Origin of the sequence: Aeromonas sp. 62-46 (assembly GCF_001898585.1) — a bacterium.
GTDB classification, from domain to species: Bacteria; Pseudomonadota; Gammaproteobacteria; order Enterobacterales; family Aeromonadaceae; genus Aeromonas; species Aeromonas caviae.
The window spans coordinates 143450-156949 of the sequence record NZ_MKUI01000058.1 but is presented as its reverse complement, the minus strand read 5'-3'; the positions used below and the strand labels follow the sequence as shown (position 1 = coordinate 156949).

The window sequence follows — 13500 nt, the reverse complement described above, 5'->3', positions numbered from 1 at the left end:
TCGCCGTCTTATTCCTTGGTCGACAGATCCTGGGTGAACAGCCTGTCCAGGGTCTGCTCGTAGTGGTGGTAACCGAGAAAATCGTAGAGGGACTCCCGGGTCTGCATGGTGTCGACCACGGCGCGCTGGTGGCCGTCGCGGCGAAGCGTCTGATAGACATTGAGGGCGGCCTGGTTGGCGGCGCGGGCGGCGCTCAGGGGGTAGAGCACCATGTCCACGCCGTGGGCGGCGAGCGCCTCCTTGTCAAACAGATCGGTCTTGCCGAACTCGGTCATGTTGGCGAGGATTGGCACCCCGGCCGCCTGCTTGAAGCGATCGTACTGATCCAGTTCGGTGACCGCCTCGGCGAAGATCATGTCGGCACCGGCCTCCACATAGGCTGCGGCCCGCTCCAGGGCCGAGCCCAGTCCTTCCACCGCCAGGGCGTCGGTGCGGGCCATGATGACGAAATGTTCGTCCTGGCGGGCATCCACTGCGGCCTTGATCCTGTCCACCATCTCCGAGACCGTGACCACCGCCTTGTTCGGCCTGTGACCGCAGCGCTTCTGGGCCACCTGATCTTCCATGTGGACGGCGGCCACACCGCCACGCTCGAAGGCGCGGATGGTGCGGGCGATGTTGAAGGCGCCCCCCCAGCCGGTGTCGATGTCCACCAGGAGTGGCACCTGGGTGGCGGCCGTGATGCGTTCGGCATCGATGAGCACGTCATTCATGGAGGTCATGCCGAGATCCGGCAGGCCATAGGAGGCGTTCGCCACCCCGGCGCCAGAGAGATAGAGGGCCTGGAAGCCGCTGCGCTCGGCCATCAGCGCCATGTAGGCATTGATGGTGCCGACAATCTGCAGGGGCTTTTCGTTGGCCAGGGCCGTGCGAAAACGCTTGCCGGCCGAGGGGGAGAGGTGGGACATGGTGACTCCTTTCATAGGGTGCGTGTCTGCTGGATGTGTAGGGTGAACGGTATCATCTCACACTACGTTTACGTTAACGTCAATTATGCTTAGGTCCAAGGTCGCATCAAGTGCGCTCTCCCCTGACGGGGTTCCCTGCAACGCCAGTATCACAGACTCGTTGGACCCATTTTTTGGTGTGATGCATCGTGCGGGAGAGAGGTGAACCTGGGAAAATACCGGGCATTTTTTGGCCAAATAGGGGCTTTGGGGGCCAAAATCTTGCGCGGCGTCAAACAGGATGCAAATTGTGTCTCAGCCATCCTCCCCGACTGGGTCTCTGCGTTGCTTGCCCGTAGGCGTTTGGCTACGCTCAGTGGGTGATCAAACAAGGGGTGTGCGCCATGAAGAAAAGCCAGGTTCATCTCATCGACGAAGAGGTGGATTTTCCTGCCAATGAACAGCTGGTCTCCACTACGGACCTGCAGGGTGTGATCACCTACGCCAATGATCACTTCTGCCGGGTAGCGGGGTACAGCCGGGCCGAGCTCATCGGCCAGCACCACAACATGGTTCGCCACCCGGACATGCCCAAGGCCGCCTTTGCTGACCTCTGGGGCAAGCTCAAGCAGGGCAAACCCTGGCGCGGCATGGTGAAAAACCGCTGCAAGGATGGGCGTTACTATTGGGTGGATGCCTATGTCACCCCTATCTTCGAGCAGGGGCGGATCAATGGCTACCAGTCGGTCCGCAGTCGCGCCGCGCCGGAGATGAAAGCCGTGGCCGGGCGCACCTATGCCAGATTGAAGAGCGTGGAGCGGGGGGAGCGAAAGGGCGGATTGAGCCTGCGCCCGATGCGCCACGGGCTGGCCATCGTCGGTGTCTTGCTGATGCTGGCGGGGGGGGGCTATCTGATGGGGCCCTGGGGGCCGTTGTTCACCCTGTTGCCTCTCTTGTGGCTGGCCCTGATCTATCGTGACACCCTCATCACTACCCCCCGTTATCTGCGACAGCTCGCGGACGAATATGACAGCCTGACCCGGCTCATCTATTCGGGGGAGGATGCCAGTGCCATTGCAGACTTCCACATCAAGCTGTTGCAGGCCAGGATCCGCACCGTCCTTGGACGAGTGGACGATGCGACCCTCTCCCTGCAGGATCTCGCGGTGCATCTGAAAACAGCCTCCAGCGAGGCGAGCGCCGACATCGCCGAACAGGATATCCAGACCCAGCAGGTGGCGACGGCCATCACCGAGATGGCGGCGACAGCCCACGAGATTGCCCGCAATATCCTAGAGACGGACAACCAGATAGCCCAGGCCAAGGCGCACTGCCAACACACCGATCAGCAGCTGGAAGATACCCAGCACAGGGTGACGGAGCTGGCCACCCAGGCAGAGCATGCCTTCACGGCCGCCGTGGCACTGGCGGAGGAGTCGGACCGCATCGGTGTGCTGATGAGCGAGATCCAGGGCATTGCGGATCAGACCAATCTGCTGGCGCTCAACGCCGCCATCGAGGCGGCGCGGGCAGGGGAGCAGGGGCGAGGCTTTGCGGTGGTGGCGGACGAGGTGCGAACCCTCTCCACGCGCACCCACAAGGCGACCGAGCAGATCCAGAGCAGCATAGGCCAGATCCAGCGTACCCTGAACGGCTGGAAGGGAATGATGCAGCAGAACCTGCAACAGACCCAATCCTGCGTGACCCTGACCCGCCAGGGATCAGAGAGCCTGCATCAGGTGCTGGCGGAAATAGAACGGGTGGTGGACCTCTCGGCCCAGATCTCGACGGCGGCAGAGGAGCAGCAGGCGGTGGTGGAGGACATCAGCCGCAACGTCAACGCCATCTCCCAGCACTCCCACACCAACAGCAACAAGATGCAGGACATGGACGCTTCGAGCGACATCCTGCTCACCAAGGCTCGCCAGCTCAAATCCCTGGGGCAGACCTTCGGGTAAGAGCGGTCAGACTCATGCAATGCAGGAAGGCCACCCCTGGGGTGGCCTTCCTGTTTATTGGTTTCATGGGGGTATCGGCTCTGTGTGCCGGGAGATGAACCAGTCAGCCGGACTGCTCCGCCAGCGTGATGACGCGGCCGCCCTTGTCACAATACATGGCCCTGTCGGCCTGAATGAGCCACTGCTCCGGGCTCCAGTCATGCTGGTAGTGGCTGACGCCGATGCTGATGCCCACCTGCATCGGCTGGTCATTGACCACGAAGGGGGCCTGCATGGCCTGGCGGATCACGGCGGTGACCTCCTCTGCCTGACGGATATCGTAGCCCGGCAGCAGCAGGATGAACTCGTCCCCCGCCAAGCGGGCAAAATAGCACTGGTGGCCGATGGCGTCGTGGATCCGTCGGGCCAGCTGGCAGAGGATGGCATCCCCCTGGCTGTGGCCGAAGTTGTCGTTGATGCGCTTGAAGTCATTGAGATCGCAAAACAGCAGGCAGCCCGGATTGTCGCTTTGCACCTGGTGTTTCAACTGCTCCATCAGGCTCAGGCGATTGGGCAGCCCGGTAAGGGGATCGAGGCGGGCCAGTTGCAGTATCTCCTGCTCTCGCTGCTTGCGCAGGGCCACTTCCTGGTTGAGCCGCTTGTTGCTCATCAGAAGATAGAGGGAGAGCAGCAGGATGAGACCACCAACACCCAGGCTCAGCAGGAACCATGGACGCCAGAAGCTCCACTGTTCTGAGGGAACCTGATAGAGAAAACGGGTCAGGGAGACCGGTTTGGCAAGGAGGCCTATCTCCACCAGCTGCTGCATGATGTGAGCGAAGCGATCCGGATTCATATACCCGATCTCCACATAGAGCGGCTGGATCATCTCCTTGCTCATCTGCAACTCGTATTCCATGTGGGCCTGACTGCGGTTGACGCCATACTCTGTGCGCAGCAGGGCGATGGCTTCCTCGGGGTGGGTGAGGGCATAGCGCCATCCCTTGAGGCTGGCTGCACGAAAACGTGCCACCCGCTCCGGATTGAGCCGCTCCTGTGCCTGGGTGGTGAAGAGAATGTCGCTGTAGAAATCGATGCCGTAGTTGCGAGGGTTGATGACGGACACCGAGATGCCGCGCTCTTCCAGATAGAAGGGCTCATTGCTCAGATAGGCGTTGAAGATGTCTATCCGGCCGGCGATCAGATCGTCGATGTTGACCGAAGTGGGTACCGGGATGAGCTGGCGCTCGTGAAGCCCCTGATAGTAGAGGGTGGCCAGCAGTTCTGCATCCTGATGACCCGGAAACATCATGATCCGTTTGCCACGCATGTCCGCAACGGTGAGAATGCCGCTGTCGCGGCGTGCCAGGAAGATGGAGGGAGAGTGCTGGTAGACGCTGGCCAGCGCCAGCAGCGGCTTGCCCTGGGCGTAGTGGGTCAGCACCTCGGTGTTGCCGACGCCAAAGTCGGCGCGTCCGGCCAGCACCTCCTGAACCGGACTTATTCCCTTGCCACCTGGCCTTATCTCGACATCCAGACCGGCGTCGGCGTAATACCCCTTGGCCTTGGCCATGTGATAGCCCACAAACTGGGGCTGATGCAGCCAGCGCAACTGCAATACCACCTTCTCCGGCAGATCACGTGTCCGTTCACTGGCCTGGAGGGGCGAGAAGCAAGTGATGCCAAGCAACAACAGCCAAAACAGGCATTTTTTCATTCGCGCGATTCTTGTGCTGAGGGTCCATGAAGATGGCCTGCAGGCCTGCATTCAAGTTGTTAACAAGTAACATTCTAAAGGGTTATACATGTACCGGATACAATTGCAGCACAAAGATTTCATGGTGATCAACAAGCGTCCGGGCATTGGCATGCACGATGATGCCGGCGAGCCGGGTCTCGTCAATCGGGTCAGAATGGATACCGGTCTTGACCTCTATCCGGTCCATCGACTGGACAAGATGACCTCTGGGTTGGTGCTGCTGGCCCGCACCGCCGAAGCGAATCGCGCCCTCAGCATGGCTTTCGCGGCGCGGGAAGTGAGCAAGCAGTATCTGGCCCTCTCCGATCGCAAGCCGAAGAAGAAGCAGGGCTGGGTGAAGGGTGACATGGAGAAAGGGCGAGGCGGCAGCTGGATGCTGAGCCGCACCCAGGATAACCCGGCCATCAGCTGGTTCGACTCCGTTTCGGTGCGCGAGGGGCTGCGCCTTTATCGTATCAAGCCCCGGACCGGCAAGACCCACCAGATCCGGGTGGCCTTGAAGAGCGTGGGAGCCCCCATCCTCGGAGATGAGCGTTACGGCGGCACGGCGGCGGATCGCGGTTATCTGCACGCCTGGCGCCTCGCCTTCACCCTGGCAGGTGAGAGCTTCGATCTCGTTTGTCCGCCCGATGAGGGAGCGCTGTTCCTCCTGCCCGAGTTGCATGCCGCCATCGCAGAGATCACCGAATGAGTGCTGCAACCGCGAGAGTCCCAGCCCGCGGCTGGATCCTGGCCGACTTCGATGACACCCTGGCGCCGGATGACAGCCATGCGGGGTTGCTGCGTTTCATCTTGCGCCGCCGTATCTGGCCGCTGCTGCTGTGGCCACTGATGGCGTTCGGTGCCGTGATCTATCTGCTGCCAGGTCAGCGCAGTCGCGGCATTGCACTCATCTGGTGGGCCATCACCCTCGGGCTATCCCCCCTGGCCTGGCGCGCCCTGGTACGGCAGTACAGCCTGACCCGGCCCGGTCTGTATCGGGAGGCGCGAGCCCTCCTGACGGGGGAGGGGTGCCGCTGCTGGGTCATCTCCGCCAGTCCCCGCGCCCTGGTCCGTGCCCAGCTCCATCGTCAACTGCCAAGGCTCCCTCACCGCATCATCGGCTCGCGGATGGGTTACCGTTTCGGCGGCCTGGTGCCGCGCTTCTATTGCCATGGCAGGCACAAGCTGCTGCCCGAGCTCCTGACCCTGGAGGCCGCACTCACCCTGAGTGACAGCCTGCACGATCTGCCCCTGCTGGCGTTGGGGGAGCAGGCCTGGCTCATCAACCCGCAAAGGACTCGATTGCTAAAAGCGAGGGCGGTACTGCCCCATATCGAACCCCGTTATTGGTCGCTGTAAGGCAAAGCTGACAGCCTTGCGGGACGCTAACGAGCGCAGTGCAAGGTTGGGGCTGTGATGTCACATATCATTTACATTTTTTGGCGCGGATCCTCGCCAAACTATCTGAACGCCGCCCCTTCTCATTCCCTGCGCTTGTCACTCTAATGAAACAAGTTGTTAACAATGCCGTGCGGGCTGCCTGTCGAGCCCTTGCGGCGTGAACCGTTTCGTTATCAGTTCATCGCAAGGAGCGCATCATGACCACCCCTTCTTCCCGTACTCACACCATCAACCCCCTTGGCACTGACGGGTTTGAGTTCGTCGAGTACACGGCGCCGGATCTCAAGGGCATTGCGGCCCTCAAGGCGTTGTTCGTCTCACTGGGCTTTGCCGAAGTGGCCAAGCACAGGCACAAGCAGTGCTGGCTCTATCGCCAGGGGGACATCAACTTCGTGGTCAATGCCGAGCCCCACTCCCAAGCGGAGGAGTTTGCCCGGGCCCATGGTCCGAGCGTGTGCGGCATGGCGTTTCGGGTGAGCGATGCCGGCCGTGCCCAGCAGTACGCTATTGGCCAGGGGGCCAAGCCGTTTGTGGGCAAAATCGGCCCCATGGAGCTCAACATCCCCGCCATCTACGGCATCGGCGAGAGTACCCTCTCCTTTGTCGATCGCTATGGCGAGCGGGGCTCCATCTATGACGTGGACTTTATCTTCTACCCCGACTGGCAGGCCCGCATGGCCGAGGTGGACGCGGGGCTCTATGAGATCGACCACCTGACCCACAACGTCCATCGCGGCAACATGAACCTCTGGTCGAATTTCTACGAGCGGATCGGCAACTTCCGGGAAATCCGCTACTTCGACATCGAGGGCAAGCTGACCGGACTGCACTCGCGCGCCATGACGGCCCCTTGCGGCAAAATTCGCATTCCCATCAACGAGTCGGCGGACGACAAGTCCCAGATAGAGGAGTACCTGCGCCAGTACAAGGGGGAGGGGATCCAGCACATCGCGCTCGCCTCTGCCGACATCTATCACACCATCCGCACGCTCAGAGGGCGGGGAACCGGCTTCATGCCGACGCCGGACACCTACTACGAGAAGGTGGACAGCCGGGTCGCGGGTCATCAGGAGGATCTGGCCGCGCTGAAGACGCTGCGCATCCTCATCGACGGCTCGCCGACGAAGGACGGCATCCTGCTGCAGATCTTCACCGACACCGTCATCGGTCCCGTGTTCTTCGAGATCATCCAGCGCAAGGGCAACGAGGGCTTTGGTGAGGGCAACTTCCAGGCATTGTTCGAATCCATCGAGCTGGATCAGATCCGCCGTGGCGTGCTGGACGGATCCACGCAAGGGGAGGTGAACAGTGCCGCGCAGGGCCAGAAAAACGGAGAACCGAGCGATGCGTAACTGGATAAGCTTCCCCCATCGGGAGGGAACCCACTCCCGCCAGGCCCATGCCGATCTGCCGGAGCAGGCCATCTATGAGCGCGAGCTGGGGCGCTCGGGCTTCTTCGGTCCGGCCACCCACATGCACCACAAGCATGCTCCCACCGACTGGGTCAACTGGGAGGGGCCGCTTCGGCCACGGGCGTTTGATCTGAACGATCTGCAGGAGGAGGTGAGCTCTCTCTCCCCCTGGGTGATGCCGGATCTGCTCAGCAACCCCCACTGCCGCTACCGCATCTGGCGCCTGCATGAGCCCATGCCGTTTCTGGTGCGAAACGCCGATGGCGACGAGCTCCTGTTCATTCACGAGGGGAGCGGTGAGTTTTACTGCGACTACGGGCACCTCATCTTGAGAGATGGCGACTATGTGGTGATCCCCCGTGGCACCATGTGGCGCATCGAGCCCACCGCGCCCCTCTTCATCCTGATGATCGAGGCGACGGAAGACAGTTATCAGCTGCCGGACAAGGGACTGGTGGGCAATCACGCCATCTTCGATCCGGCGGCCCTGGACGTGCCCGCCATCAATGAGCGCTTCCTGGCCCAGCAGGATGAAAACCCCTGGTCGCTGCAGATCAAGCGCCACGATCAGGTCTCGGTCGTCACCTGGCCGTTCAACCCGCTGGATGCACAAGGGTGGCACGGGGACTTGTGCGTGGTGCGCCTCAACTGGCGGGATATCCGCCCGCTGATGAGCCACCGCTACCACCTGCCTCCCTCGGCCCACACCACCTTCGTGGCGAGCCGTTTTGTCATCTGCACCTTCGTGCCGCGTCCCATCGAGAGTGACCCAGGTGCCCTGCGGGTGCCCTTCTACCACAGCAACGACGACTTCGACGAGGTGCTCTTCTACCACGCCGGGGACTTCTTCAGCCGGGACAACATCAAGCAGGGCATGGTCACCTTCCACCCTGCCGGCTTCACCCATGGTCCCCATCCCAAGGCCTTTGCGGCGGGGCTGGCTCATGCCAAGACCTTCACCGACGAGGTGGCGGTGATGCTCGACACCCGTGATGCCCTGGCCGTCGGCCCGATCTGCGAAGGGGTCGAACACCCCGGTTATGTCACCAGCTGGCAGCGTCCAGAGACGCTCGGCAAATAAGGAATTCGATATGAAACTGGCAACCCTGAACAATGGCAAGCGCGACGGCGCCCTGGTGGTGGTGAGCCGCGATCTGGCGCGCGCCGTCCACGTGACGACCATTGCCCCGACCCTGCAGTCGGCCCTCGACCAGTGGGGCGAAGTGGCGCCGCAATTGGCGAACGTCTATCAGCGACTCAACGAGGACGCCTGCCCCGACGCCTTCCCCTTCGATGAGGAGGCGTGCCTCTCCCCGCTGCCCCGCGCCTACCAGTGGATTGACGGCAGTGCCTACGTCAACCACGTGGAGCTGGTGCGCAAGGCGCGCGGCGCCGAGATGCCTGAGAGCTTCTGGCACGATCCCCTGATGTATCAGGGAGGCTCTGACAGCTTCCTGCCGCCCCGTGGCCCCATCGTGATGGGCTCCGAGGAGTGGGGGATCGACTTCGAGTCGGAAGTCGCCGTCATCACCGACGACGTGCCCATGGGTATCCGTTCGCAGGGGGCGGCGAGCCACATCAAGCTCTTGATGCTGGTCAACGACGTGAGCCTGCGCAACCTCATTCCCGGGGAGCTTGCCAAGGGCTTCGGCTTCTTCCAGTCCAAGCCCTCCAGCAGCTTCTCGCCGGTGGCCATCACCCCGGACGAGCTGGGGGATGACTGGCGCGATGGCAAGGTCCACCTGCCCCTGGTGACCCACCTCAACGGCGCCCTGTTCGGGCAGCCCGACGCCGGGATGGACATGACCTTCACCTTTGATGAGCTGATTGCCCATGCCGCCAAGACAAGGCCGCTCGGGGCGGGCTGCATCATCGGCTCGGGCACCGTCTCCAACTACGACAGAAGCCGGGGATCCTCCTGCCTTGCCGAGCGGCGGATGCTGGAAATTATCGAGTCAGGTCAAGCCACTACACCCTTTCTGCGCTTTGGTGATACAGTGTCCATCGCGATGCAGGATCGCAACGGGATGAGTCTGTTTGGCACCATTTTGCAGCGGGTCACGCAAGCAACGGCCGAGCGGGCGAGCTAGGAGAGCCCGACCCCTGGAGGGGCGGGCGACACGGCAGGTGGCAGACACCTGCCACCACAGGGACACACTATGCTGCAGTTGTTTGGATATTGGCGCTCATCGGCCAGCTTTCGCGTGCGTTTGGTACTGCAACTCAAGGGGCTCGATTATGAGCAGCACCCGGTCAACTTGCGGCAGGGTGAGCAGAAGGAGAAGGCCTACCGCCGGGTCAATCCCCAGGGGCTGGTGCCGTTTCTCGTGGACGATGACGTGCATCTGGGTCAGTCGGTGGCCATCATGGAGTACCTCGACGAGACCTATCCCGCCTACCCCCTGATGCCCTCCGCCCCCATCGAGCGCGCCCGGGTGCGCCAGATAGTCAACATGATCGCCTGTGACACCCACCCCCTCAACAACCTGCGCGTGCTGCACTACCTGGAGCAGGAGCTGGGGCAGAGCAAGATGGCGCGGGATGCCTGGTATCGCCACTGGATAGACGAGACCTTCACCGCGCTGGAGCAGCTTCTCATGACCACCGCCGGCATCTATTGCGTGGGCAACGAGGTCACCCTGGCGGACTGCATGCTGGTGCCCCAGGTCTACAACGCCCGCCGCTTTGACATGACCCTGGATGACTACCCCACCATTGCGCGCATCGTCGCCAACTGCGAGCAGTTGCAGGCCTTTATCAAGGCCGCCCCCGCCAATCAGCCGGATGCCCAGCCCTGAAGCTGTGCAGACCGGGCCAGCGCGTTGGCCCGGTCTGCCGTCTCTTTCTTGCCCGGGTTATCTTGCTCGCCTCAGGGCGTGCCATTGGCCCCATAGCGTCGAAACCCCGGCCGCTCTTTCAGTCGCTGGTAGTAGTCGTCCACGGCGGGTAGCGACGGGCGATCATAGGGCGTCTCCAGCCAGCGGTTGACTGACAGCCCGATGGGAATGTCTGCCAGCGAGAAGTGCGGACCGGCCACATATCCTCCGGTTGTTTGAAGCTGTCTCTCCAGGATCTCCATGCAGTGAGACCACTGCAGGCAAGCTGCGTGAAGGGCCTGATGGTCTTGATGCTGGGGGGAGCGCCTCACCAGCGACAGGAAGGCGTAGCGCCAGGCGCTGTTCAAGTCCGATGCCTGCCAGTCAATCCATTGATCGACCCGAGCCCTGGCTCTCGCCTCGGCGGGATAGAGTGCATTGGCACCATGGCGCGTCGCCAGGTAGCGGATGATGGTGTTCGACTCCCACAGCGTAAAATCCTCATCCTGAATGACAGGCACCATGGCATTGGGGTTGAGCGCCAGAAACGCCGGGGTGTCCGTGGGTTTGAAGCCGGATCCCCACTCCTCCAGCTCGAAGGGGAGGGCCAGTTCGGCGCAGGTCCACAGTACCTTGCGCACATTGATTGACGACGCCTTGCCCAGTATTCGCAACATCTTTTTCGTCCTTGTCCGGGGTGATGGATGGCCTGTTTGTCGCAGACATGCCACTTCCCTGTTTGCGCTTCCATCAAGGCCCTGCACTGTCACTGACCGTGCGGGGCCCTGTTTGATTGACTGGCGAGTCAGCCGTGGGTGGTCCTGGGCTGGAAATAGGCGATAAATTTGCCGAGTTTCTCCCCGTCGTAACTCTTCCCCTTCTCCAGCAGCCCGGTGTTGAAGGATTCCAGCAGCTTGCCTTTGGCATCCAGCACGTAGAAGTGGGGGACCCCCAGATATTCGGGATAGGCTTTCAGGAAGGATTCATTCTTGTTCTGCTCGCTGACGTTCACCTTGACCACCACGAAGGTGCGGTTGAGCTGGCCGGCGAGATCGGGTTCCCGGTCCAGAAAGCGGTTCATCTCCTGGCACCAGCTGCACCATTCGCCCCCCACCAGCAACAGGACTTTCTTGCCCTCGGCACTGGCCTTGGCGGTAGCGGCGGCGAGATCGCGGGCCGGATCCCGCGTCTCGTCATAACCCTGGCTGTAATCGGGCAGGCTCTGACTCCAGAGGTGGTCGCCCGCGCAGGCGGTGCCATTGAAAAGGAGGGAGCCCAGTATCAGGGGCAGTAACAGTCGTTTCATGGTCTCTTCCTTGTGTCGTTATCTTTGCTTCCAGGCGCAGACAATGTGACACGAGGCGTTTCCTGCGCCAAGCCGCAAACAGGGAAGGGGAAGGCAAAAAGCGGCAATGGAATGGCAGAAAACAACAAAGCCCCTCGAGAGGGGCTTTGTATTCAGGTCAGGGGCGATCAGTAACCCTGCTGGTGGACGTCCATCACGGCGCGACCGGAGGGGTCGGCCATCTCCTTGAACTTGGCATCCCACTCCAGCGCGGTCGGGGTGGAGCAGGCGACTGACTTGCCGTAGGGCACGGTGCGGGCGGCGGACTCCAGCGGGAAGTGCTCGTCGAAGATGGCGCGGTAGTAGTACGCCTCCTTGGTGAGCGGGGTGTTGACGGGGAAGCGGAAGGCCGCTGCCTCGAACATCTGATCCGTCACCTCTTCCTCGACCATGGCTTTCAGGCTATCAATCCAGGAGTAGCCCACGCCGTCGGAGAACTGCTCCTTCTGGCGCCACGCCACTTCGTGGGGCAGCAGATCCTCGAAGGCTTCGCGCAGGATGTGCTTCTCGATCTTGCCCTTGCCGCACATCTTGTCGGCGGGGTTGAGGCGCATCGCCACGTCCATGAACTCCTTGTCGAGGAAGGGCACGCGGCCTTCCACGCCCCAGGCGGCCATGGACTTGTTGGCCCGCAGGCAGTCATAGAGGTGCAGGGAGGCGAGCTTGCGCACGTTCTCTTCGTGAAACTCGCGGGCGTTGGGGGCCTTGTGGAAGTAGAGGTAGCCGCCGAACAGCTCGTCGGAGCCCTCTCCCGACAGCACCATCTTGATCCCCATCGCCTTGATGTAGCGGGCCATCAGATACATGGGCGTGGAGGCGCGGATGGTGGTGACGTCATAGGTCTCGAGGTGATAGATGACGTCCCGCAGGGCATCCAGCCCTTCCTGCACGGTGAAGTGGATCTGGTGGTGGATGGTGCCGAGGTGATCGGCCACCTTGCGGGCGGCAGCGAGATCCGGCGACCCTTCCAGGCCGACGGCGAAGGAGTGCAGCTGGGGCCACCAGGCTTCGCTCTTGCCATCGTCTTCCACCCGGCGGGCGGCATAGAGCTTGGTGATGGCGGAGATGACGGACGAATCCAGACCACCGGAGAGCAGCACGCCGTAGGGCACGTCGCACATCAGCTGGCGCTTGACCGCCGCTTCCAGGGCCGCTTTGAGCTCGGCCTTGTCGCTGACGTTGTGCTCGACCGGCGCGTATTCCATCCAGTCCCGTTTGTACCAAGTTTTAAGCTCGCCATCCTTGCTCCACAGGTAGTGTCCCGGCGGGAAGGTTTCGACGCTCTTGCACACGGGCACCAGGGCCTTCATCTCGGAGGCGACATAGAAGTTGCCGTGTTCGTCGCGGCCGGTATAGAGGGGGATGATCCCCATGTGGTCGCGACCAATCAGGTAGGCATCCTGCTCGGCGTCATAGAGGATGAAGGCGAAGATGCCGTTCAGATCGTCCAGGAACGCCGGGCCCTTCTCCTTGTAGAGGGCCAGCAGCACTTCACAGTCGGAGTGGGTCTGGAACTGGAAGTCGACCTTGAGGTTCTTCTCCAGCTCCTTGTGGTTGTAGATCTCGCCGTTGACGGCCAATACGTGCGTGCGCTCGGGGTTGTAGAGAGGCTGTGCGCCGTTGCCCGGATCGACGATGGCCAGGCGCTCGTGCACCAGGATGGCCTTGTCGGAGCTGTAGACGCCGGACCAGTCAGGCCCGCGGTGACGCAGTCGCTTGGACATCTCCAGGGCCGATTTGCGCAGGGCAGTGGCGTCGGTCTTGATGTCCAGAATGCCGAAAATAGAACACATTGGCGGTAATCCTCTTGATTTTTATATGAGCCCCCCACGTTTGGGCTCGAAATTCCATTTACATTCCTCGCCAATCACAATGCCTAGCGGAAAACCCTTTTGCAAGCGGGAAAACCGCAGAAAATCATGCCGTAAGCGTCAAGTTGCGCAGGGGATGGCGGCCGCCCG

12 protein-coding genes are annotated in these 13500 nt (G+C 61.8%); 7 read left to right on the top strand and 5 right to left on the bottom strand.

Annotated features, from left to right (window positions below):
- Positions 1-8: 8 nt before the first annotated feature.
- On the bottom strand, positions 9-908 hold the full coding sequence (gene prpB, locus BGO64_RS18535; RefSeq protein WP_286701158.1) for a methylisocitrate lyase: 900 nt from the start codon (positions 906-908) through the stop codon (positions 9-11).
- A gap of 383 nt (positions 909-1291) precedes the next feature.
- On the opposite strand from prpB, the gene BGO64_RS18530 reads away from it, so the two are divergent.
- Positions 1292-2845, top strand: coding sequence for a methyl-accepting chemotaxis protein (locus BGO64_RS18530; RefSeq protein ID WP_263308719.1), 1554 nt, complete (start codon positions 1292-1294; stop codon positions 2843-2845).
- Positions 2846-2948: 103 nt separating this feature from the next.
- Here BGO64_RS18530 and BGO64_RS18525 read toward each other — a convergent pair whose 3' ends face one another.
- Positions 2949-4541 carry a GGDEF domain-containing protein gene (locus BGO64_RS18525; protein WP_010675126.1) on the bottom strand — a complete coding sequence of 531 codons (1593 nt, stop codon included), beginning with the start codon at positions 4539-4541 and terminating at the stop codon, positions 2949-2951.
- Positions 4542-4629: 88 nt separating this feature from the next.
- On the opposite strand from BGO64_RS18525, the gene BGO64_RS18520 reads away from it, so the two are divergent.
- The 6 genes from BGO64_RS18520 to maiA all read left to right on the top strand — a co-directional run bounded on the left by BGO64_RS18520 (position 4630) and on the right by maiA (position 10176).
- Positions 4630-5274, top strand: a complete 645-nt coding sequence (locus BGO64_RS18520; protein ID WP_029314720.1) for a TIGR01621 family pseudouridine synthase — start codon at positions 4630-4632, stop codon at positions 5272-5274.
- On the top strand, positions 5271-5924 hold the full coding sequence (locus BGO64_RS18515) for an HAD family hydrolase (protein ID WP_201957382.1): 654 nt from the start codon (positions 5271-5273) through the stop codon (positions 5922-5924). The genes BGO64_RS18520 and BGO64_RS18515 overlap by 4 nt, the downstream gene beginning before the upstream one ends.
- A gap of 239 nt (positions 5925-6163) precedes the next feature.
- Positions 6164-7318, top strand: coding sequence for a 4-hydroxyphenylpyruvate dioxygenase (hppD, locus tag BGO64_RS18510; RefSeq protein WP_052814552.1), 1155 nt, complete (start codon positions 6164-6166; stop codon positions 7316-7318).
- Positions 7311-8459, top strand: a complete 1149-nt coding sequence (locus tag BGO64_RS18505; protein ID WP_286701157.1) for a homogentisate 1,2-dioxygenase — start codon at positions 7311-7313, stop codon at positions 8457-8459. The genes hppD and BGO64_RS18505 overlap by 8 nt, the downstream gene beginning before the upstream one ends.
- Before the next feature lie 10 nt (positions 8460-8469).
- Positions 8470-9468: a fumarylacetoacetate hydrolase family protein gene (locus BGO64_RS18500; RefSeq protein ID WP_286701156.1), complete on the top strand. Its 999-nt coding sequence runs from the start codon at positions 8470-8472 to the stop codon at positions 9466-9468.
- Between the two features lie 69 nt (positions 9469-9537).
- On the top strand, positions 9538-10176 hold the full coding sequence (gene maiA, locus BGO64_RS18495; RefSeq protein WP_010675120.1) for a maleylacetoacetate isomerase: 639 nt from the start codon (positions 9538-9540) through the stop codon (positions 10174-10176).
- A 71-nt stretch (positions 10177-10247) separates the two neighbouring features.
- Here the strand turns inward: maiA and BGO64_RS18490 are convergent, their stop codons facing one another.
- The 3 genes from BGO64_RS18490 to asnB all read right to left on the bottom strand — a co-directional run bounded on the left by BGO64_RS18490 (position 10248) and on the right by asnB (position 13332).
- The gene (locus tag BGO64_RS18490; RefSeq protein WP_263308713.1) at positions 10248-10871 is read right to left on the bottom strand and encodes a glutathione S-transferase family protein; all 624 of its coding nucleotides are present in this window, start codon (positions 10869-10871) and stop codon (positions 10248-10250) included.
- Positions 10872-10999: 128 nt separating this feature from the next.
- Positions 11000-11500, bottom strand: a complete 501-nt coding sequence (locus BGO64_RS18485; RefSeq protein ID WP_286701155.1) for a thioredoxin family protein — start codon at positions 11498-11500, stop codon at positions 11000-11002.
- A 167-nt stretch (positions 11501-11667) separates the two neighbouring features.
- The gene (asnB, locus tag BGO64_RS18480; RefSeq protein WP_041213050.1) at positions 11668-13332 is read right to left on the bottom strand and encodes an asparagine synthase B; all 1665 of its coding nucleotides are present in this window, start codon (positions 13330-13332) and stop codon (positions 11668-11670) included.
- Positions 13333-13500 lie beyond the last annotated feature (168 nt).

Bases quoted from the DNA above. Each gene is read 5' to 3' on its own strand.
- maiA (WP_010675120.1), top strand. From the start codon at position 9,538: ATGCTGCAGTTGTTTGGATATTGGCGCTCATCGGCCAGCTTTCGCGTG.
- BGO64_RS18505 (WP_286701157.1), top strand. From the start codon at position 7,311: ATGCGTAACTGGATAAGCTTCCCCCATCGGGAGGGAACCCACTCCCGC.
- asnB (WP_041213050.1), bottom strand. From the start codon at position 13,332: ATGTGTTCTATTTTCGGCATTCTGGACATCAAGACCGACGCCACTGCC.
- BGO64_RS18485 (WP_286701155.1), bottom strand. From the start codon at position 11,500: ATGAAACGACTGTTACTGCCCCTGATACTGGGCTCCCTCCTTTTCAAT.
- BGO64_RS18490 (WP_263308713.1), bottom strand. From the start codon at position 10,871: ATGTTGCGAATACTGGGCAAGGCGTCGTCAATCAATGTGCGCAAGGTA.
- BGO64_RS18500 (WP_286701156.1), top strand. From the start codon at position 8,470: ATGAAACTGGCAACCCTGAACAATGGCAAGCGCGACGGCGCCCTGGTG.
- BGO64_RS18530 (WP_263308719.1), top strand. From the start codon at position 1,292: ATGAAGAAAAGCCAGGTTCATCTCATCGACGAAGAGGTGGATTTTCCT.
- BGO64_RS18520 (WP_029314720.1), top strand. From the start codon at position 4,630: ATGTACCGGATACAATTGCAGCACAAAGATTTCATGGTGATCAACAAG.
- BGO64_RS18525 (WP_010675126.1), bottom strand. From the start codon at position 4,541: ATGAAAAAATGCCTGTTTTGGCTGTTGTTGCTTGGCATCACTTGCTTC.
- hppD (WP_052814552.1), top strand. From the start codon at position 6,164: ATGACCACCCCTTCTTCCCGTACTCACACCATCAACCCCCTTGGCACT.
- prpB (WP_286701158.1), bottom strand. From the start codon at position 908: ATGTCCCACCTCTCCCCCTCGGCCGGCAAGCGTTTTCGCACGGCCCTG.
- BGO64_RS18515 (WP_201957382.1), top strand. From the start codon at position 5,271: ATGAGTGCTGCAACCGCGAGAGTCCCAGCCCGCGGCTGGATCCTGGCC.